Origin of the sequence: Sedimenticola hydrogenitrophicus (assembly GCF_029017505.1) — a bacterium.
Classification (GTDB): Bacteria; Pseudomonadota; Gammaproteobacteria; order Chromatiales; family Chromatiaceae; genus Sedimenticola; species Sedimenticola hydrogenitrophicus_A.
In genome coordinates, this window is sequence record NZ_JAQGEI010000011.1 from 74317 (window position 1) to 94781 (window position 20465).

The window sequence follows — 20465 nt, forward strand, 5'->3', positions numbered from 1 at the left end:
TCAGCTGACCTGGAACTTGCGCCGCAGATCCCGCAGCACGATGTACACCCAGGGCCAGAGGAGCATGCCGACCAGGGGCGGCGCCCAGTAGGAGAGCGGCGGCGTGGGCTGACCCACGGCACCCATGACCCAGAGGGAGAGCAGTTTCTCCAGCAGCAGCAGTACCAGGATGGTCAGCGACTGCTGCCACAGGGGAAACAGGCGGATCCGCAGATGCATCTCGAAGGTGATGTAGGCGATCAGCCCCAGCGACAGGGCGTGCTGCCCGAGCAGGGTGCCGGAGAGCACATCGACCACGATGCCGAGCAGCCAGCCGACACCGACGCCGACCCGCAGGGGCAGCGCCATGGTCCAGTAGATCAGCACCAGGGTGTACCATTGCGGGCGCAGCATCTGCGCCCAGTCGGGCAGCGGCAGGATGGCCAGCAGCAGGGCGACGCAGAAGCTGGCAATGATGACCGGTGTGCCGCTTCGGGGTGTCAGCGTCATGGCTCCCCCGCCGGCGTCTGTGCCGCGGCCTGCCCGGACGTCTCCGGGGGCGCTTCGGTCTCCTCGGCGGTGTCCTGGCCGGGCGGTGTCAGCGTCCACACCAGCAGCGCCTCGCGGGCGCGTTCCAGGTGGGCGCTGGGCTGGGCCCTGATGCGGGCGAAGGGTTCGCCCGGTTCGCGGCTAATGGTGGTCACCGTGGCGACCGGGTAGCCGGACGGGAAGCGGCCGCCCAGCCCGGAGGTGACCAGCAGGTCGCCCACCTCGATGTCGGCATTGTTCGGCAGATTCGGCAGCTCCAGCTCATTGATGTGCCCGGTGCCGATGGCCACGGTGCGCAGGCCGTTGCGGTTCACCTGGATCGGCAGTGCATGGCTGGCGTCGGTGATCATCAGCACCGAGGAGGTGAAGCGGTTGACGTGCACCACCTGGCCCATGACCGCGTTGGCGTGCAGCACCGGCTGGCCCTTGTAGATGCCGGAGCTGGAGCCCTTGTTCAGCAGCACCAGCTGGCGGTACGGGTCCATGTCCACGGCGATCAGTTCGGCGATCAGCACCCGGTCGCCGAGCTTGAAAGAGGAGTCGAGCAGATCCCGCAGGCGCATGTTCTCCGCCTCCAGGGCCGCCAGTTTCTGCTGCCGGCCCTGCAGCAGCAGGTTCTCCCGGTGCAGTTCGCGGTTCTCCTCCTGCAGGTGGGTGCGGGTGGCGAACGTCTCGGAGGCCCAGTAGCCGATGGCGATGGGCAGATTGGCCACAAACTGCAACGGGTAGGTGACGGTGGAGAGCAGTGAGCGGACCGCTTCCAGATGGTGCTGGCGGTGATCGACAATCATCAGGACGAGCGAAAGCACCACGGCGAGCAGTACGCGGATACTGGTGGACGGACCTTGTGTAAAGATCGGTTTAATAGGGGATCAGCCTCTTGACTTCTGATCAGCGCCTGACGGCATTACTCCATTGTGAACAGCAACTCTCCACCCCGCTCGTCCAGCATTTCGAGGGCCCGGCCGCCGCCTCGCGCAACGCAGGTCAGCGGGTCTTCCGCGATGAGCACCGGCAGGCCGGTCTCCTCTTCCAGCAGTCGGTCGATATCCCTGAGCAGGGCGCCACCGCCGGTCAGGACGATGCCGCACTCGGCCACATCCGCCCCCAGTTCCGGTGGCGTCTGCTCCAGCGCCGCCTTCACCGCGCCGACGATACCGGAGAGCGGTTCCTGCAACGCCTCCAGAATCTCGTTACTGGTCAGGGTGAAGCTGCGGGGGATGCCCTCGGCCAGATTGCGGCCCTTGATCTCCATCTCCCTCACCTCGTTGCCGGGGAAGGCGGAGCCGATCTCCTTCTTGATCCGCTCAGCGGTGGCTTCACCGATCAGGGTGCCGTAGTTGCGCCGCACATAGTTGATGATCGCCTCGTCGAAACGGTCACCGCCGACCCGCACCGAGTTGGAATAGACGATGCCGTTGAGGGAGATGATGGCCACTTCCGAGGTGCCGCCGCCGATGTCCAGCACCATGGAGCCGCGCGCCTCGTTCACCGGCAGGCCGGCACCGATGGCGGCGGACATCGGTTCCTCGATCAGGTAGACCTCGCGGGCGCCGGCGCCGGCGGCCGATTCGCGGATGGCGCGCCGCTCCACCTGGGTCGAGCCGCAGGGGACGCAGACCAGCACCCGGGGGCTGGGACGGATCAGTTTGGCTTCATGCACCTTGTGGATGAAGTGCTGCAGCATCTTCTCGGTAACCGTGAAGTCGGCGATCACCCCGTCCTTCATCGGCCGGATCGCGGTGATGTTGTTGGGGGTGCGCCCCAGCATCCGCTTCGCCTCTTCGCCTACCGCGGCGACAGACTTGCCGCTCCCCGGCCCTCGGTCCTGACGGATGGCTACTACGGAGGGTTCATTGAGCACGATGCCTTGGCCGCGTGCATAGATCAGGGTATTGGCAGTCCCAAGATCGATCGACAGATCGTTGGAGAAAAGCCCGCGTATGCGTCTGAACATTGCGAAATTGATATCCCGTGAGATGTGTTGTTAATCATGGCAGGGCGCCACTTCCATCGCGATGCCCCGGAAAAAGACGTAATCTAGCAATCGCGGGGGGCATTGGGCAAGGAACTCTGCTGGAAAATATACCGGTTTGGGGGTGTGTTTATCATTTCTGCACCTGCACCTGCGGTACTAAATGTGTTAATTTCCCCCTCTTGCACTCTAGTCAATATCATCCTGACAGAGTACTTATGTTATCCCGGTTGTGATCGGCCTGTGTGGGAGGCAGTCTTTTGTCCGGCAATGGACTGATGCCGTGAAGCTCATGGACGTGCGGAAACGGGGAGCTGCGTTCCCCCTGTTTGCCTGCTCCCGAAGCATCACCGCACCATCATAGCCCCAGATCAACCGCCTGTATATCGAGGAAGTCATGTCGCTGCAAAGATCCGATGTTGAGAAGATTGCCCATCTGGCACGTCTGGCCGTGAGCGAGGATGAGCTGGACGCGGTCACCGCCGATCTGTCGAACATCCTGCACCTGGTAGCGCAGATGGAGCTGGCCGATACCGCGGGGGTCGAGCCCATGGCCCACCCGCTGCACATGGTGCAGCGGTTGCGGGAGGATGCGGTGAGCGAGACGGATCAGCGGGAAAAGTTCCAGGCGATCGCGCCGCTCACCGAGGCGGGGCTCTATCTGGTGCCCCGGGTGATCGAGTAGGCCTGTTTTCGGGGGAGGGGGGCGGAGTCAAGCCGCTCGGACCAGGAAGAATTTTTCGCGCCGGTGCGCGGCTGGACTCCCCCCCTGGGTGGTTTGGTCGATGCGCTGCCGCTTATCCACCCCGCGGCTCCTCCGGCCACCGGTGTGGTTAATGTTTGTGATGGGTAGAGTGTATGCATAACAAAAGTATTTCGGAATTGGCGCACGGCCTGCGGACCGGTGAATTCACCAGCGTTGAGCTCACCCGGGTCCACCTCGACCGGATCGCCAGTCACAACCCGACGCTGAACTGCCTGGTCAGCGTCTGCGAAGAGGGCGCGCTGCAGGAGGCGGAGCTGGCGGACCGGCGGCTTCGCGCCGGTGATGTTGGCCAGCTGGCCGGCATCCCGATCGTGCACAAGGACATCTTCTGCACCGACGGGGTGAAAACCAGCTGCGGCTCGAGAATGCTGGATAACTTCATCGCCCCTTATGATGCCCATGTGGTCTCCCGGTTGAAGCAGGCGGGGGTGGTCATGCTGGGCAAGGCCAATATGGACGAGTTTGCCATGGGCTCGTCCAATGAGAACAGTTTCTACGGACCGGTGCACAATCCCTGGCAGGCGGGTGCCGTCCCGGGAGGCTCCTCCGGGGGGTCGGCCGCCGCGGTGGCGGCGCGCCTCTGTGTCGCCGCCACCGGCACCGATACCGGCGGGTCGATCCGCCAGCCGGCCGCCTTTTGTGGCATCACCGGGCTGAAACCCACCTATGGCCGGGTGTCCCGCTACGGCATGGTCGCCTTCGCCTCCTCCCTGGACCAGGGCGGACCGATGGCGCGCAGTGCCGCGGATGCCGCGGCCCTGCTGCAGGTGATGGCCGGTTTCGACGGCCGCGACTCCACCAGCGCCGAACAGCCGGTTCCCGACTATTCCGCGACCCTGAACGATGACCTGAAGGGGTTGCGTATCGGTGTGCCCAAGGAGTACCTGGGCGAGGGGCTGGAGGCGGCGATTGCCGACTCCATTCAGGCGGCGCTGGGCGAGTTTGTCCGTCAGGGGGCGGAGCTGGTGGATATCAGCCTGCCCAATACCCACCTGGGCGTGCCGACCTACTATGTGGTGGCGCCGGCCGAGTGCTCTTCCAACCTGTCGCGCTTTGACGGGGTACGCTACGGCTACCGCTGCAGCGAACCGCGCGACCTGGAGGATCTCTACAAGCGCTCCCGCGGCGAGGGCTTCGGGGCCGAGGTGAAGCGGCGCATCATGATCGGTACCTATGCCCTGTCGGCCGGCTATTACGACGCCTACTACCTGAAGGCGCAGAAGATCCGCCACCTGATCTCGGACGATTTCCGCGCCGCCTTCGAGCAGGTGGACGTGATCATGGGGCCGACCGCGCCCTCGACCGCCTTCGGCATTGGCGAGAAATCGGCCGATCCGGTCACCATGTATCTTTCGGATATCTACACCATTGCGGTGAACCTGGCCGGACTGCCCGGGATGTCGGTGCCGGTGCGGCCGGTCAACGGCATGCCGGTGGGTCTGCAACTGATCGGAAACTATTTCCAGGAGGCGCGCTTGTTGAACGTGGCCCACCAGCTGCAGCAGGCGACCAACTGGCACAGCGCCACGCCGGCCGGTTTTGAGTAACATAGACGGATATAGAGACAGCATATGCAATGGGAAACCGTAATCGGGCTGGAGATCCACGCCCAACTGGCGACCAGATCCAAGATCTTTTCCGGGGCCTCCACCGCCTTCGGGGCGGAACCCAATACCCAGGCGTGCACTATCGATCTCGGCCTGCCCGGGGTATTGCCGGTGCTGAACCAGGAGGCGGTGCGCATGGCCATCACCTTCGGCGTGGCGATCCAGGCGGAGATCGCCCCGCGTTCGGTATTCGCGCGCAAAAACTACTTCTACCCGGACCTGCCCAAGGGCTACCAGATCAGCCAGTTCGAGCTGCCGATCGTCGGCAAGGGCCGGGTGGAGATCGAGCTCGAAGACGGCACGCTGAAGCCGGTCGGGGTGACCCGCGCCCACCTGGAGGAGGATGCAGGGAAATCGCTGCACGAGGATTTTCACGGCATGACCGGGGTGGACCTGAACCGGGCCGGCACGCCGCTGCTGGAGATCGTCTCGGAGCCGGATATGCGTTCCGCCAAGGAGGCGGTGGCCTATGCGAAGAAGATCCATCAGATCGTCCAGTATCTGGGGATCTGCGACGGCAACATGCAGGAGGGGTCATTCCGCTGCGATGCCAATGTCTCGGTCAGGCCCAAGGGTGGGCCGCTGGGTACCCGCGCCGAGCTGAAGAATCTGAACTCCTTCCGCTTTCTGGAGCGCGCCATCAATATCGAGGTGGAGCGCCAGATCGACCTGATCGAGGGCGGCGGCGCGGTGGTGCAGGAGACTCGGCTGTATGATGCCGACAAGGATGAGACCCGCTCCATGCGCTCCAAGGAGGAGGCCAACGATTACCGCTATTTTCCCGACCCGGATCTGCTGCCGGTGGAGCTGGATGCGGGCCTGATTGAATCGGTCCGGGCGGGCATGCCGGAGCTGCCCGACGCCAAGCGGGCCCGCTTTGCCCGGGATTACGGACTGAGCAGCTACGACGCCGCGGTCCTCACCGCCAGCAAGGGGCTGGCGGACTATTTCGAACTGGCGGCCAAGGTGGCGGGCGACGCCAAGCTGGCGGCCAACTGGGTGATGGGGGAGTTCTCCGGGGCCCTGAACCAGGCCGGGCTGGCCCTGGAGCAGAGTCCGGTCAGCGCCGAACAGCTGGGTGGCATGCTGCTGCGCATCGTTGACAACACCATCTCCGGCAAGATCGCCAAACAGGTGTTCGAGGCCATGTGGGCCGGCGAAGGCAGCGCCGACCGGATTATCGAGGCGCGCGGGCTGAAGCAGATCACCGACAGCGGGGCGATCGAGGCGGTGGTGGACGCGGTACTGCAGGCCAATCCGGAGCAGGTGGCCAACTACCGCAACGCGGACGAGCAGAAGCGGCCCAAGATGCTCGGCTTCTTTGTCGGCCAGGTGATGAAGCAGTCCAAGGGTAAGGCCAATCCGCAACAGGTGAACGAACTGCTGCTGAAAAAGCTCTGAGCGCAGTCAGCCAAGTCACGGATTCCGGTTGTCAGAATAACCGCGAAGTACGCCAAGCTTAAAACCTGTTCAGTTTGTAGCCTGGATGGAGCCCGACCCCTGCTCTGACCACCGGATCGGGGCTGAATCAGCGCGGTTTCCGTGCGTGCTGGAAGATTGCCTCGAACAGGCCATTCCGGCTGGCACTCTCCCGCACCAGCGCGTGCGCCAGGTTGGCCAGTTTCAGGCTCTTGAAGCGGGCAAAGGCGCGGATGGCGTCAAACGCCGACTGTTCATCCGCGGCATAGCGCTGCATGTAGATGCCCACGGCCACGCTGATCTCCCGGTTGCGGTTGATCGCCTCCAGCAGGTCGGACTCATTCTGCTGCAGCTGCTGCAGTTCGGCGGAGCGCTTCAGGGCCGCCTCGATGGCCGGTATCAGCTGCTGGGTGTTGATAGGCTTGACCAGATAGCCCAGCGCCCCCTCGCGGGTGGCGACCTCCACCACCTCACGATCGGCGTAGGCGCTGAGGAACAGGGTGCTGATGCGCCCCCGCTCCTTCAGCTCCCGGGCCGCCTCGATTCCGCTCATGCCGGGCATGCGGATATCCAGAATGGCGAGATCGGGCCGCTCCCGCAGGCCCAGGCGGACCGCGCTCCGGCCGTCCTGGGCGGAGATAACCTGGTAGCCCGCCTCGCTCAGGCCGCTGGTAATGCTGGTGAGGGTAAACGGATCATCATCGGCAACCAGGATTTTGTTTTGGGTCATGGTGATCTCTGGCCGATCCGTGTGCTAGGTCTTCCGTATCCACGAGGGATGCAGGTGACGGGTATCAGGAAGCTAACAGCCGCCCGGTGGCCGGCCGCCCGTTATCGCTCGGGATTATAAAGCATGTAACAGGGAAGCCCAAATCCGCATGTCCGCACCCTAATCCGGCACACTGGCCATGGCCACCGTATAGGTCGCCCCCTGCTTGAGTTTCTTGTAATTACCGAACACCTCGATGAAGGCCTTCTGGATGAATTTGCGCAGGCCGCTGATGGTCACCACGTAGAAGCGGGCACCGGGGTTCATGCGTACCAGGGCATCGTAAAAGTAGAGGTAGTAGAGCTCCTTGCCGGTCTTGGCCGGCAGGTTGGAGATGATCAGGTCAAAACGGCGCTCGCCCACCTGATCGAAGCCGTTGCTGAGAAAGATCTCCGTATTGGTGATGCCGTTGACCGCGGCATTTTTCCGGCTGTAGTCGATGGCGACGAAATCCTTGTCCACCAGCACACTGGTCCCCAACGGCGCCAGCCGGGCCAGGGTCAGGCCGAGCGGCCCATAGCCGCATCCCAGGTCCAGGGTGTCGTCACTCTCCCGCACCTCCAGGTGATCGAGCAGCAGGCGGCTTCCTTCGTCGATCCCTTTCGGGGAGAACAGGCCCCAGGTGGTGTGATAGGTGAGGGTCTGCCCGCGCAGGGTCTCCCGGAATACGATGTCCCGGCGCAGATTGTTCAGGTAAGTGACGGTATTCTCGGGGATTATTATTCTGTTCATGGGTGACTAATGGCCGCCGCAGGTCTTGCAGGCGGGATCTTTTTTCAGTATCAGGGTGCGCCACTGCATCTCCAGGGCGTCCAGCACCAGCAGCCGGCCCACCAGCGCATGGCCCGAACCGGTGAGCACCTTGATCGCCTCCAGCGCCTGCACACTGCCGATAATGCCCACCAGCGGTGACAGGACGCCGTTGGCGGAGCAGGTTTCATCCATTTCGGCGGCACTGCCGTAGAGGCAGCGATAGCACGGCTCGTCCGCCTGGCCGGTGAAGACCGAGACCTGTCCCTCCATGCGGATGGCGGCGCCCGAGACCAGCGGAATGCGGTGAGCGACGCAGGCCGCGTTGATGGCGAAGCGGGTGGTGAAATTGTCCGTGCCGTCGATCACCAGGTCGGCACGCCGGATCTCCCGCTCCAGCTCCTCGCCCTCGAGCCGGCTGGAGACGGTCTCGATCCGGCATTCGGGATTGAGCGAGCGCAGGGTTTGGCGGGCGGAATCCACTTTCAATTGCCCGATGCTCCCGGTGGTGTGGATGATCTGGCGTTGCAGATTGGTCAGGTCGACGCGGTCGAAATCCACCAGCACCAGCTCGCCGATGCCGGCGGCGGCCAGATACATGGCGGCGGGCGATCCGAGCCCCCCCAGTCCGAAAATCACTACCCGGGATTGCAGCAGTTTTTCCTGTCCCTCGATGCCGATGCTGGGGAGCATGATCTGGCGGCTGTAGCGGAGGAGTTGGTCGTCATTCATAGGTCGAGGTCAAATTATCTATGCTCAGGCGTGACCCGGAATGGCAACTCCCGCCTTCCGGTCCCTGTAGGGTATGGTTCGCTGTAGGGTCCTGCTACAGATATTTTCGCCAGTGTTCGGGCCGGTGGTCCGAACAGCCGTGATTTCTATGTTCGTAGCGGTTGATGAAAATCTTGCGTGTGCTGTTGTGGTCCTCGTCGCTGCAGCCGTTGTTGGCGCGCTGGATCTCCTCGGTGTAGTAATAGAGGGCGCGCGAGATCTTATAGATCAGTTTGCTGCTGAGATGAAAACCGCAATCGATCAGCGCGGTTTCGATGTGCTCCAGTGAGATCTTGAGGACGTGGTAACGCACTTTGAGTAGCAGCCGGGTCTCGGGATGGACCTCGATGACGCCGTCGATCCCGTCCAATAGCCTGGCGGCCGAGTGTGCCTGCCCAGGGTCGGGGTGAAGCTCCGTGAAAACGATTTCCCGGAACTTGATGACGTCGCTATCGCCGCTTTCCATAGTGTTGATCCTAAACACTACGCAGAAATTATCAAGCGTTGCGCACACATTTTGGTATGAATTTAAAGGGTATGATATCCCTGGGATTGGGCCGTGTTATGCAGCGGCCGTTTGCCCCGGGTGAGCCGGTCGCGCAGCGCCAGGTCCTGGTGTGTCGTCGTCTCCCGATACCCGGCCTGTTCGAAGAGCCGGCGCACGGCAGCGGCCTGATCCAGGCCGTGTTCGATAATCAGCCACCCATCGGGCTGCAGGTAGGGGGGTGCGCCGTGGATCAACCGGCGGATGTCATCCAGGCCGTCGGCGCCTGAACTCAGGGCGGTGGCCGGCTCCCAGGGGAGGCCGTCGCGTAGCAGGTGGGGATCGCCCTCGGCCACGTAGGGGGGGTTGCTGAGGATCAGGTCACAGCGTTCCCCGTCGTGCAATGCCGCGAACCAGCTCCCCTGGCGCAGCTCGATACGGGTCAGGCCGAGCGCCTGGAAATTGTCGGCGGCGACCGCCAGGGCGGCCGCCGATAGATCCGTGGCGATCAGCCGTGCCAGGGGGCATTCGCTGGCGATGGCGGCGGCGATGGCGCCGCTGCCGGTTCCCAGGTCGGCCACGCATGCGCCCTCTCCCGCTCCCAGCAGCGCCAGCGCACACTCTACCAGCAGCTCGGTCTCGGGGCGCGGGATCAGCGTGTCCGGCGTGACCTTCAGGGAGAGCGACCAGAACTCCCGGTGGCCGGTGAGGTAGGCCACCGGTTCGCCCTGCTCGCGGCGTGCCAGCAGGGCCAGGAACTGTGCCTGCTGATCCGCGGTCAGGGGTTGTTCAGGCCAGGCGTAGAGATGGCTGCGCGGGCGTTGCAGGACGTGGGCCAGCAGCACCTGCGCCTCCAGGGCGGCGAGGCCGGCGGTCTGCGCGGCCTGCCGCAGTGCCGCAGCGATGGAGAGCGGTTTGTCGGCAGTCATGCGCGGATTCAAGGCTCAGTGGGCCAGGGAGGTGAGAAGCTCCGCCTGGTGTTCCTGGGTCAGCGGATCGATCACCTGGTCGAGCGCACCGGTCATGATCTCGTCGAGCTTGTACAGGGTCAGGTTGATGCGGTGATCGGTGAGCCGGTTCTGTGGGAAGTTGTAGGTGCGGATCCGCTCCGAGCGGTCGCCGCTGCCCACCTGCAGCTTGCGCGACTCGGCCTGTTCGCTGGCCTGCTTCTCGTGGATGCCGGCGAGCAGCTTGGCCTGCAGCAGGGAGAGGGCGCGGGCCTTGTTCTTGTGTTGGGAGCGCTCGTCCTGGCACTCCACCACGATGCCGCTCGGCAGGTGGGTGATGCGCACCGCCGAGTCGGTCTTGTTGACATGCTGTCCGCCGGCCCCGGAGGCGCGAAAGGTGTCGATGCGCAGGTCGTTGTTGCCGATCTCCACGTTGTCGACCTCGGCTGCCTCCGGCAGGATGGCCACGGTGCAGGCCGAGGTGTGCACCCGGCCCTGGGATTCGGTCTCCGGGACCCGCTGGACCCGGTGGGTGCCGGACTCGAATTTCAACCGCGAGTAGACATTGCACCCGGAGACCCGGCTCACCACCTCCTTGTAGCCGCCCTGTTCCCCAGGTGTCTGGCTGATGGTCTCGGTGTGCCAGCCCATCTGCTCGGCATAGCGCAGGTACATGCGCAGCAGATCGCCGGCGAACAGCGCCGCCTCCGCCCCCCCGGTGCCGGCGCGCACCTCGAGGAAGATGTTTCGATCATCGTTGGGATCGGGGGGGATCAACAGCAGCTGCAGTTGCGGTTCCAGCCGGTGCAGCTTCTGCTCCCCTTCGCTCAGCTCCTCCCTGGCCAGATCGGCCATTTCCGGGTCGCCCAGCATCTCCCGGGCGCTGGCGATTTCACCCTCCAGGTCGCGGTAGCGGCCGAAGCACTCCACCACCGGCTCCAGCAGGGCATACTCCTGGCCGAGTACTCGGTAGCGGTTCTGATCGTGCTGGACTTCCGGCTCGGCGAGGAGGGCGGTGATCTCTTCAAAACGTTCGGCAATCTGCTCCAGCTTGCTGCGTATGGATGCGTTCATGCGGCACATCCCTGTGCCGCACCCTGACGGGCGGCCTTCGGCCGTGAAAATTGTCTCTCCTGCCAATTTTTCATTGAGTGTTTTTGTCACTGATCTGGAACAGGGTGTTGGCCGCCTCCAGGATCTCCGACTGGCCCTCGAAACCGGCCTGCCTGATCTGGGTGCTGGGGGTGTGCAGCAGCTTGTTGGTCAGGGTGTGGGCGAGGAACCGGAGGCTCTCCTCGGGGGATTTGCCGGACTGCATCTGCTTCAGCGCCCGCTCCAGCACCTCGTCGCGCATCCGTTCTGCCTGGCGGCGATAGTCCTGGATCATCCCCACCGCATCCAGGGAGCGCAGCCAGCCCATGAACTCATCGACATGCAGATCGACAATCTCCACCGCCTGTTCCGCCGCCTCCTGGCGTGAGCGCAGGTTCTCCTGGATCACCTCCTGCAGGTCGTCGACCGTGTAGAGGTAGACATCATTGAGTTCGCTCACTTCGCTTTCGATATCCCGGGGAACGGCGATATCGACCATGAAGATCGGCTGGTGCTTGCGTTTTTTCAGGGCGCTCTCCACGGTGCCCTTGCCGACCACCGGGAGCGGGCTGGCGGTGGACGAGATGACGATGTCCGCCTCCGCCAGGTGGTTGGGGATCTCGGTAAGGCCGATGGCGAAGCCGTCGAACTGACCGGCCAGCTGATGCGCCTTCTCCAGGGTCCGGTTGGCCACGATGATCCGGCCGATGCCGTGCTGATGCAGGTGGCGGGCCGCCAGCTCGATGGTCTCGCCGGCACCGATCAGCAGCGCGGTCTGTTGTGACAAGTCGCTGAAGATCTGGCGGGCCAGGCTGACGGCGGCAAAGGCGACCGAAACCGGACTGTGGCCTATGGCGGTGTCGGTGCGCACCTGTTTGGCCACCGAGAAGGTGTGCTGAAACAGGCGGCCGAGAAACTTGCCGGTACTGGAGGCGTCATTGGCGGTCTGGAAGGCCTGTTTCACCTGTCCCAGGATCTGCGGCTCCCCGAGCACCATGGAGTCCAATCCGCTGGCCACCTTCAACAGGTGGCGGACACACTCCTGGTCCTGATGGCTGTACAGGAAGGGGGAGATGGTCTCCTGCTCCAGGCCATAAAATCCACCCAGCCAGGCGCAGATATCCTCCCGGCTGGAGCGGGTGTGGGCGCAGTAGAGCTCGGTCCGGTTGCAGGTGGAGAGAATCACCGCTTCGTCGATGCCGGGCTGTTCCGACAGGCTGCGCAGCGCCGCCACGATGATATCCGGGCCGAAGGTGAGCCGCTCCCGGATGTCGATGGGTGCTGTCTTGTGGTTAAGGCCGAGTGTAATCAGTGCCATATGAACTTATCGCGTATCAGGGCAGTCTCAGTATTTCGCTAGGGGTGGATTCGCATCCCGCCCCGGTTGGTTGCAGCCGGTTCAGGCGTCGGTTCCATCAGGCCACGACAGGGCCAAGCGGTTGTCTACCGGACCCAGGAAAGTGAAATTTTGTATTATCAAAAGGTTAAATACAAGTCGCAGGGCACTTTTTAGGCGTTTAATGCAGGACGACGTCATCTGACGCTGTACCGGGCGCGGATCTGCCTGCTTGCTTGCCGGGACGCCGGAAACCGATCCCTGGGGGGCTTGCCGCGGCCATTCATGGCCGCAGACACCCGTCAATCAACCCGTCAGATCCGCACTCACAAACAGTTGCGTGTTTAGATAACGTGGTTCCGAGGTTAAATGTCGTCCGGTGGCTGTAAACTCGGTTATCATCTATTCTCACTAACAGGCCCTGGGCTGGGCGTTTTTCAGGTGTAATATTCATGCGGCAGTCGCTTCAACTGGTTCTCACCCTCGCATTTTCCTGGATACTTGTAAGCTGCCAAACCAGCCCGGTCGGCCCTGTTCCCGAGAGCGCGGCCAAGCCGCTACCGCGGCAGGCGGCAGCACCACGGCTCACCCTTGACACCCCCATTCCCACGGGGGTTCCGGCGGCTGGGACCCCTGAGCTGACCGAGGATATCGTGTTCAACCTGTTGGCGGGCGAGGTGGCCGCGCAACGCGGGGCGTTGGATGAGGCGTATGCGCACCAGTTCCAGGCCGCCCTGTTGTCCGGTGACGCTACCGCCGCCGAGCGGGCGACCCGCCTGGCCCTGCATCTGAATAAGGGCGAGCTCGCCGTCAAGGCGGCCGGTCTCTGGGTGGAGCTGGCGCCGGAGGATCTCACGGCGCGTCAGCTGCTGGTGGTGCTGATGTTGCGCCAGGATGAAAACGCGCCTGTGCTGGATCATCTCAAGACCATTGTGCGCATCAGTGAAGGCAAGGATGAGAATGGTTTTCTCAATGTGATGGCGGCCATCAACCGCGAGCTGAAGCGGGAGTCGGCCATGGGGTTGATGCGCAGATTGGTGCTGGAGTTTCCCGGCGATCCCCGTGGTGGTTACGCCATGGCCATTGCCGCGCTGGTGGACAAGGATTATACGGCGGCTGAACAGGAGGCGGACCGGCTGGTCGCTGCCCATCCCGATTGGCCAAAGGGCTACCTGGTGTTGAGCCGGGTCTATCTGTCCCAGGATGACAAGCCGAAGGCCAGGGGGCTGCTGGCGGATGCCGTTCGCCGTTTTCCGGCCGACCCGTTCCTGTTATCCGCTTATGCGCGGCTGCTGGTGGATGCCAAGGAGCTGCAGCCGGCCTATGAACAGTTCCTGCGGCTGGAGGAGATAGAGTCGGAAGGGGGGGATGCCAGCTACTGGCTGGGGCTGATCGCCCTGGAGCTGGGCGAGGATGAGGCGGCGCGCGGACATTTTCTGCGGCTGCTCGATCTCGATAAGCAGACGGACGTCGCCGCCTACTATCTGGGCCGGATCGCGGAAAAAAGGGAACAGTCGCGGCAGGCCGTGCAGTGGTATCAGCGGGTGGACGGCGGTGAATACCTTGCCGAGGCCCAGGTACGCAGCGTCAGGCTGATGGCGGCCATGGGTGAGACCCGTGAGGCGTTCGACTGGCTGCAGCGGATGCGTATCCAGTATCCGGATCAGGCGGCCAGGTACTACCTGATCGAGGTGGAGCTACTGCGCGAACACGGAACGCCGGCGCAGGTGATGGCGCTGTTCGATACGGCGATCGGTGCACTGCCTGAGAGCAACGAACTGCTCTACGCCCGCGGCCTGTATGCGGCCACCCAGAAACGGGTGGATATCCTGGAGCGGGACCTGCTGCGGGTGATCGCCAACGATCCCAAACATGCCGATGCCCTGAATGCGCTCGGTTACACCCTGGCCGATCAGACCGCCCGGCATCAGGAGGCGTTGGACTATATTCAGCGTGCATTGGCGCTGAAACCGGATTCAGCGGCGATCCTGGACAGCATGGGCTGGGTGCTGTTCAGGTTGGGGCGGAACCAGGAGGCGATAGGCTATCTGCGCCAGGCCTATGACAAGCTGCCTGACGCGGAGATCGCCGCGCATCTGGGAGAGGTGCTCTGGGTGACCGGGGAGCAGCAGCAGGCAAGGGAGATCTGGCAGGGTATCCTCGACAAAACCCCGCAAAGTGAACATGTGCTGGAAGTGATGCGGCGCCTCGAGATCTGATCCTGTCCGATGAATCTCCGCGTCATTACCCCTCCTGTCGTCTGCCCACGCCCTGCAATCCGCCATGTTAACCGCTGATACCGACTGGTGGCCGGCGCCGGCCAAGCTCAATCTCATGCTGCGGGTCGTCGGTTGCCGGCCAGACGGCTACCACCTGCTGCAGACGGTGTTCCGCTTTGTCGATTATGGCGACCGGATCGCGTTCCGGATCAGGTCGGACGGGGCGATCCGGCGGCCACTGGGAAATGCCGCGGTGCCGGAGTCGGAGGACCTGATGGTCCGGGCGGCCCGGCTGCTGCAGCAGCAAGCCGGCCTCTCTCTGGGTGCGGATATCTCCCTGGTGAAGAATATCCCCATGGGCGGCGGGCTGGGGGGTGGCAGCTCCGATGCGGCGACCGTGCTGGTGGCGCTCAATCGTCTGTGGCAGGTCGATTATTCCCTGGAGAAGCTGGCCGAACTGGGCCTGCGCCTGGGTGCCGACGTGCCGGTCTTTGTTCGCGGGCAGGCGGCCTGGGCCGAGGGAGTCGGCGAACTGTTGACGCCGCTGCGGATGCCGCCGGCCTGGTATCTGGTGGTGGTGCCCGATTGCCATGTCTCCACGGCCGATGTTTTTAATGATCCGCAATTGACACGGAACGCGCCTCGAACGACAATACGCGACTTTCTCGCTGGCAGTCAGGTTAATGACTGCCTGCCGGTTGTATTGAATCACTATCCCGAGGTCGCTGCGGCTGTACGGTGGCTGGAAACCTTCGCGCCCGCGCGGTTGACCGGTACCGGCGGGGCCGTTTTCGCAGAGTTTGCCGGGGAAGCCGAGGCGCGGCGGGTGTTGCAGCAAGTCCCTGACCTGTATAAGGCGTTTGTCGCCCGGGGGCTGGACAGCTCGCCGTTGCTGGAGCGGGTGGCGGGCCGGAACCCGTATCCCGAGACGTCGTCAGGCGGCTAGGAGCCCTTCGGGTTTATCTACCCTACTCGAATTAGGGTGACCAGTAAGATTTTTTGGGGCGTCGCCAAGCGGCTAGGCACCTGGTTTTGATCCAGGCATACGTAGGTTCGAATCCTACCGCCCCAGCCATATTATTTAAGGTATCTGCACGGCAGGCGCCTGAATCGGCCCGCATATAGTCCCGTTAGTTAGTCAGACAGGTGGAGAGGCTTGTTATGCCAGATAGCCACATGATGGTTTTTTCAGGAAATTCCAATCCTGAACTTGTTAGCGAGATCACCTCTCGGCTCAGTCTGCGTACGGGTAAGGCGATCGTCGGTCGTTTCAGCGACGGCGAGGCGATGGCCGAGATACAGGAGAGCGTGCGCGGACGTGATGTGTACGTCATTCAGAGCACCTCGCAGCCGACCAATGACAACCTGATGGAGCTGTTGGTGCTGATCGATGCGCTACGCTGGGCGTCGGCAGAGCGTATCACGGCAGTGATCCCCTATTTCGGTTATGCGCGTCAGGATCGCCGGCCACGCTCCGCCCGGGTGCCGATCACGGCCCGCCTGGTGGCCAAGCAGATCGCGGCGGCGGGTGCGGATCGGGTGGTTACCGTTGATCTGCATGCCGATCAGATCCAGGGTTTTTTTGACATTCCGGTGGACAATATCTACGCACTGCCGGTGCTGCTGGGCGATGTGTGGCGCCAGAAGTATCCCAATCTGATGGTGGTGTCACCGGATGTGGGTGGCGTGGTGCGCGCCCGGGCACTGGCCAAGCAGCTGGATGACGCGGACCTGGCGATCATCGACAAACGTCGACCCAAGGCCAATGACGCCCAAGTGATGAATATCATTGGTGATGTCAAGGGCCGGACCTGCGTGCTGATAGATGACATGGTCGATACCGCCGGTACCCTGTGCAAGGCAGCCCAGGCGCTCAAGGAGCGGGGCGCGGAACAGGTGATCGCCTACTGTACCCATCCGGTGTTGTCGGGTCCGGCGATCCGCAATATCGAGAATTCGGTGCTCGATCAGCTGGTGGTTTCGAACACCATCCAGCTGCACGAAGAGGCGCGGCACTGCACCCGGATTCGCCAGATCTGCATCGCGGAGCTGCTGGCGGAGACCATGCGCAGGATCGCCCTGAATGAATCGGTGACCTCACTCTTCATGGAGTGACCGCCTATCCTTCACTGCCCAATCTGGTCGCGGAAGGCAGTGATTATTTAGGATTTGGAAAGAAATAACTGCCGCATATTGCGCCGGGCTTTTTTTAACTTGAAGGGGCGTTTGCCTTCAAGGCACGGCAAGGCGCGCATAGTCGTTCTATGTAAGTCTTGCCGTAACGCCGAAGGCGGACGAAAAGACCAGCAAGATGTGGTAGTTATTTATGGACAGATCCGTAACTTGATGGTTTGGAGAAAATCATGAAAGAAGTATTTGTTGTTAACGCGCAGCTGCGCACTGATACAGGGAAGGGTGCGAGCCGCCGCCTGCGTCATGCCGGGCTGGTTCCGGGTATCGTTTATGGTGCCCACCAGGACCCCGCCATGATCTCTATGGTGCACAGTGATCTGGTTCAGCATCTGGACCACGAAGCTTTTTATTCACACATTCTGAGCCTGAATATCGATGGCAAGCCGGAGCAGGTGATCCTGAAGGATCTGCAGCGTCATCCGGCCCGTCCGTTTGTCATGCATGCGGATTTCCTGCGGGTCAGTGCCAAGGAGAAGCTGAAGACCCACGTGCCGCTGCACTTCGTGGGTGAAGAGGTGGCGCCCGGTGTCAAGGCCGGCGGCGTGGTCTCGCATCTGCTGACCGAGGTCGAGGTGAGCTGTCTGCCGGGCGATCTGCCTGAGTATATCGAGGTCAACGTCGCCGCGCTGGCAATTGGCGATGCGGTCCTGCTGTCCGAGCTGGCGTTGCCGAAGGGCGTCGAGTTGCCGGCGCTGGCGCAGGACGAGCCGCAGGATGTGCAGGTGGTGTCTATCCACGCCGCGCATGTGGTGGCCGAGGAAGAGGCGGGTGAAGAAGAGGGTTCAGCGGAGGAGTGATCCGCGTTCCTGTACCAGCTGATGGGCCGGGCAATGCCCGGCCCATCTGTTTTGTCCAGGGATGGACATATGCCGCGGAGGCCAGGGATGGCCGGGAGCGGCTTTGTCCGCACGCCGCTGCGTGGATGTCGTTCTCGCCTCCTGGCGTTTCGAGGTGCGGGGAGTAGGATGAGCAAGACGAAGCCCGTCCGGTGTCTGGAACTGAACTCCGAAACTTGAGAAAGTGACAGTCCCATATGAGTAACCAACCCTCACAACCCATTCGCCTGATTGTCGGCCTCGGTAATCCGGGGGGCGATTACGCCGCGACGCGCCATAACGCGGGATTCTGGTTCGTGGATCTCCTGGCGGAAAGGCATGGCGGTGTGTTCAGGTCGGAGTCGAAATTCCATGGCCAGGTGTGTCGCATCCTGGTCAAGGGGCGGGAGTGCTGGCTGCTCAAGCCGTCCACCTTCATGAACCGCAGCGGGCAGTCGGTATCCAGTCTGGCCAAATACTACAAGATCGGCCTTGAGGAGATCCTGGTGGCCCACGATGAGCTGGATATGCCGCCGGGTGTCGTGCGTCTCAAGTTTGGTGGCGGTCACGCCGGGCACAATGGCCTGCGGGATCTTGTCAGCGCCTTGGGCGGCAAGGAGTTCTGGCGGCTGCGCATCGGTATCGATCACCCCGGGAACGCCCGTGAAGTTGTCAACTATGTGCTGGGTCGTCCCTCGAAGCAGGATGCCGATGCCATTGCCGGGGCCCTGGGAGAAAGCGAACGGGTGCTGCCGGATCTGGTCGAGGGCCGGTTTCAACAGGCGATGAATTCACTGCACTCGGGTTGATGGTGGCGCCTCGGCATGGGTGAATATTCCGCGGTGGTGTTTACAGCTCAAGTATCGGAGTTCAGTTCCAGACACCAGGTGGGCCACCCCTTTCCGGGACACGCTGTGAATACGTATCTGGATGCCCTCGGCGTCGGCACAAATGCCTCCGACGGTCCCGGCAAGGGGGACGCCCGCCCTGAGCGACGCCTGTTGAACCCCGAAATTTGAGTTACAACCTTCCCTCCCAGTAGATGCACCTCTGGCGCAATGGGCTGTTCACCGCGAGGAGCGCTGCCCCTACAGCTACCGCCAAGAAAAAACCCCGCACGGATTATCCGTACGGGGTTTTTTAGGGATGAATGCGCGGACAGACGGCCTGTCCGTGCATCCTCCGGATCAGATTACATCTTCCAATTGTAGGCGACGCCGATGGAGTCCTGGTACATCTTCAGGTCCGCCTCGCCGCCACCAAATGCGGCGGGTATGGAGCCGGAGCCCTTCACCTTCTTCTCGAAGGCGTGCATATAGCTGAAGGTGAGTTCCGAGCCGTTGTCCAGGGTCCAGGTGGCGCCCAGGGTCAGATGGTCCTCGACCGTGGCGGGGGCGAGCATGTTGAACAGGGTCTCCGCCGCGGGGATGGGCTGATCGGCGTGGTTGTAACCGGCGCGCAAGGTGAGCTGCTTGCTGTACTGGTAGGCAACGCCCAGCTTGTAGACGGTCTGGTCCTCCCAGCCGAAACCCAGGCCGCCGTCGGCACCGAGCAGGCCAGCGGCTGTGCCGAAACCTGGGTTGGTGGAGGGGCCGCCGTTACCTATCGCGTTCACCTCGCTGTAGTTGATGCGCACCACGTCGGCGGCGATGACCAGTTTCGGCGTGGCCTGGACGGCGATACCGATGGCGAAGTTCTCGGGGATGTCGAAGTCGCCCTGCTCCGCGAACAGGCCGGCATAGTCGTCGAACTCGGTCATGTAGGTGCGGGTCTGGTAGGTGGCGCCCAGGGTCACGCTGTCCGCGACCTTGCCCTGCCAGCCGATACGCAGCCCGGCGCCGTAGGAGAAGTCATGGCCGTTGTTGGTGACATTGCCCGGATCAGATGAGAACTGGCCCGGACCCACCTGGGCAAAATTCTGCAGGCCCTGTGCCTCGAAGGCCTGCGCCGCCAGATTCAGGCCGATGCCCAACGAGTGGTTCTCGTTCAGCTTGAACGCGTAGGTGGGGACGATGAACAGCTGGGCCAGGTCGACACCGGTGCGGGAGGGGAAGGCCGCGCCGTTGAAGAGGGCAAAGCCGTTCTTGTAGTCGGTGTTCATGCCGCCGTTGCCGAATACCGAGACGCCGAAGGAGCTGTTCTCATTCAGCATCCGGTTGTAACCGAATTCGGGGATCAGGAAGTTCTTGGTGTCGCTGCCGTCGTAGTGGCCGTCAACGCCCGCGCCACTTCCGGACACATCCGAGCTGCGGATCGGCCGGAACCACTCGATGCCGATATCCACGCGGTTGCCCTGATGGACCATGCCGGCCGGGTTGACGCCGCCGGCCAGCGCATCCTGGGAATAGGCGACGCCGACGCCGCCCATGCCTTTGGCTTTCTGCCCGACGCCGTGGGAGAAGTAACCATCGGTGGCCCAGGCACTGGAGACGAAAAGGGAAGAGATCGCTGTTACGAGCAGCTGTTTCTTGAAATGCATTTGTTAATTCCTCCGCTACTATGCCTGGCGCTACCTGGGTGGCTGCGGCATAAGGGTCGCTACTGTTTTTGGTTGTCTTGGTATTGCTATTCTTCTTGTTATCTGCGTCGCCATAATGCGCATCGATTTGATGAATGTCAACTAGAAAAAATATTAGAATATTAGTAACTTATGTCTATTAACGGATGTTATAGGTGAATTGATTGGATTGTATGGAGGTTTTCCCTAGGGCCGGTAGAATAGCACGGGAAGAGGCGGACGAGGGTGCGGTTTTATGCGTCGGGGGAGGCGGATTGGCGGGGTCGAATGGTTCGC

General features: G+C 62.6%; 19 protein-coding genes and 1 tRNA gene. 9 read left to right on the forward strand and 11 right to left on the reverse strand.

The window, feature by feature from the left end:
- The 3 genes from mreD to O9K64_RS08800 are packed head-to-tail and all read right to left on the reverse strand — an operon-like array spanning position 1 to position 2485.
- Complete coding sequence (gene mreD, locus O9K64_RS08790) at positions 1-489, reverse strand: rod shape-determining protein MreD (protein WP_275097705.1); 489 nt, start codon at positions 487-489, stop codon at positions 1-3.
- The gene (gene mreC, locus O9K64_RS08795) at positions 486-1394 is read right to left on the reverse strand and encodes a rod shape-determining protein MreC (RefSeq protein ID WP_275097757.1); all 909 of its coding nucleotides are present in this window, start codon (positions 1392-1394) and stop codon (positions 486-488) included. The genes mreD and mreC overlap by 4 nt, the downstream gene beginning before the upstream one ends.
- A 41-nt stretch (positions 1395-1435) precedes the next feature.
- Entirely contained in the window at positions 1436-2485 is a 1050-nt protein-coding gene (locus tag O9K64_RS08800; RefSeq protein WP_275097706.1) for a rod shape-determining protein, read from the reverse strand.
- Between the two features lie 415 nt (positions 2486-2900).
- Here O9K64_RS08800 and gatC point away from each other — a divergent pair, with 415 nt between their 5' ends.
- The 3 genes from gatC to gatB all read left to right on the forward strand — a co-directional run bounded on the left by gatC (position 2901) and on the right by gatB (position 6277).
- Positions 2901-3188 (forward strand): Asp-tRNA(Asn)/Glu-tRNA(Gln) amidotransferase subunit GatC, encoded by a 288-nt coding sequence (gene gatC, locus O9K64_RS08805; protein WP_275097707.1) that lies wholly within the window; start codon positions 2901-2903, stop codon positions 3186-3188.
- Between the two features lie 173 nt (positions 3189-3361).
- A complete protein-coding gene (gatA, locus tag O9K64_RS08810; protein WP_275097708.1) occupies positions 3362-4816 on the forward strand; it encodes an Asp-tRNA(Asn)/Glu-tRNA(Gln) amidotransferase subunit GatA in 1455 nt (484 codons plus the stop codon).
- Positions 4817-4840: 24 nt separating this feature from the next.
- A complete protein-coding gene (gene gatB / locus O9K64_RS08815) occupies positions 4841-6277 on the forward strand; it encodes an Asp-tRNA(Asn)/Glu-tRNA(Gln) amidotransferase subunit GatB (RefSeq protein WP_275097709.1) in 1437 nt (478 codons plus the stop codon).
- 127 nt (positions 6278-6404) lie between these two features.
- Here gatB and O9K64_RS08820 read toward each other — a convergent pair whose 3' ends face one another.
- The 7 genes from O9K64_RS08820 to hemA all read right to left on the reverse strand — a co-directional run bounded on the left by O9K64_RS08820 (position 6405) and on the right by hemA (position 12426).
- On the reverse strand, positions 6405-7025 hold the full coding sequence (locus tag O9K64_RS08820; RefSeq protein WP_275097710.1) for an ANTAR domain-containing response regulator: 621 nt from the start codon (positions 7023-7025) through the stop codon (positions 6405-6407).
- A gap of 159 nt (positions 7026-7184) precedes the next feature.
- A complete protein-coding gene (locus O9K64_RS08825; RefSeq protein WP_275097711.1) occupies positions 7185-7796 on the reverse strand; it encodes a class I SAM-dependent methyltransferase in 612 nt (203 codons plus the stop codon).
- Between the two features lie 6 nt (positions 7797-7802).
- Entirely contained in the window at positions 7803-8546 is a 744-nt protein-coding gene (locus O9K64_RS08830) for a HesA/MoeB/ThiF family protein (protein ID WP_275097712.1), read from the reverse strand.
- Between the two features lie 94 nt (positions 8547-8640).
- Positions 8641-9051, reverse strand: coding sequence for a hypothetical protein (locus O9K64_RS08835; protein ID WP_275097713.1), 411 nt, complete (start codon positions 9049-9051; stop codon positions 8641-8643).
- 62 nt (positions 9052-9113) lie between these two features.
- Entirely contained in the window at positions 9114-9998 is an 885-nt protein-coding gene (gene prmC, locus O9K64_RS08840) for a peptide chain release factor N(5)-glutamine methyltransferase (protein WP_275097714.1), read from the reverse strand.
- A 15-nt stretch (positions 9999-10013) separates the two neighbouring features.
- Positions 10014-11090 carry a peptide chain release factor 1 gene (gene prfA, locus O9K64_RS08845; protein WP_275097715.1) on the reverse strand — a complete coding sequence of 359 codons (1077 nt, stop codon included), beginning with the start codon at positions 11088-11090 and terminating at the stop codon, positions 10014-10016.
- 70 nt (positions 11091-11160) lie between these two features.
- On the reverse strand, positions 11161-12426 hold the full coding sequence (gene hemA / locus O9K64_RS08850) for a glutamyl-tRNA reductase (RefSeq protein WP_275097716.1): 1266 nt from the start codon (positions 12424-12426) through the stop codon (positions 11161-11163).
- A 470-nt stretch (positions 12427-12896) separates the two neighbouring features.
- On the opposite strand from hemA, the gene O9K64_RS08855 reads away from it, so the two are divergent.
- The 6 genes from O9K64_RS08855 to pth all read left to right on the forward strand — a co-directional run bounded on the left by O9K64_RS08855 (position 12897) and on the right by pth (position 18480).
- On the forward strand, positions 12897-14663 hold the full coding sequence (locus tag O9K64_RS08855) for a tetratricopeptide repeat protein (RefSeq protein WP_275097717.1): 1767 nt from the start codon (positions 12897-12899) through the stop codon (positions 14661-14663).
- 64 nt (positions 14664-14727) lie between these two features.
- On the forward strand, positions 14728-15609 hold the full coding sequence (gene ispE / locus O9K64_RS08860) for a 4-(cytidine 5'-diphospho)-2-C-methyl-D-erythritol kinase (RefSeq protein ID WP_275097718.1): 882 nt from the start codon (positions 14728-14730) through the stop codon (positions 15607-15609).
- Positions 15610-15663: 54 nt separating this feature from the next.
- Positions 15664-15738, forward strand: a tRNA-Gln gene (locus O9K64_RS08865).
- A gap of 86 nt (positions 15739-15824) precedes the next feature.
- A complete protein-coding gene (locus O9K64_RS08870; protein ID WP_260292095.1) occupies positions 15825-16778 on the forward strand; it encodes a ribose-phosphate diphosphokinase in 954 nt (317 codons plus the stop codon).
- A gap of 248 nt (positions 16779-17026) precedes the next feature.
- The gene (locus O9K64_RS08875; protein ID WP_275097719.1) at positions 17027-17653 is read left to right on the forward strand and encodes a 50S ribosomal protein L25/general stress protein Ctc; all 627 of its coding nucleotides are present in this window, start codon (positions 17027-17029) and stop codon (positions 17651-17653) included.
- 236 nt (positions 17654-17889) lie between these two features.
- On the forward strand, positions 17890-18480 hold the full coding sequence (pth, locus tag O9K64_RS08880) for an aminoacyl-tRNA hydrolase (protein ID WP_275097720.1): 591 nt from the start codon (positions 17890-17892) through the stop codon (positions 18478-18480).
- A 383-nt stretch (positions 18481-18863) separates the two neighbouring features.
- Here the strand turns inward: pth and O9K64_RS08885 are convergent, their stop codons facing one another.
- Positions 18864-20150 carry an OmpP1/FadL family transporter gene (locus O9K64_RS08885; protein WP_275097721.1) on the reverse strand — a complete coding sequence of 429 codons (1287 nt, stop codon included), beginning with the start codon at positions 20148-20150 and terminating at the stop codon, positions 18864-18866.
- Between the last annotated feature and the right edge of the window lie 315 nt (positions 20151-20465).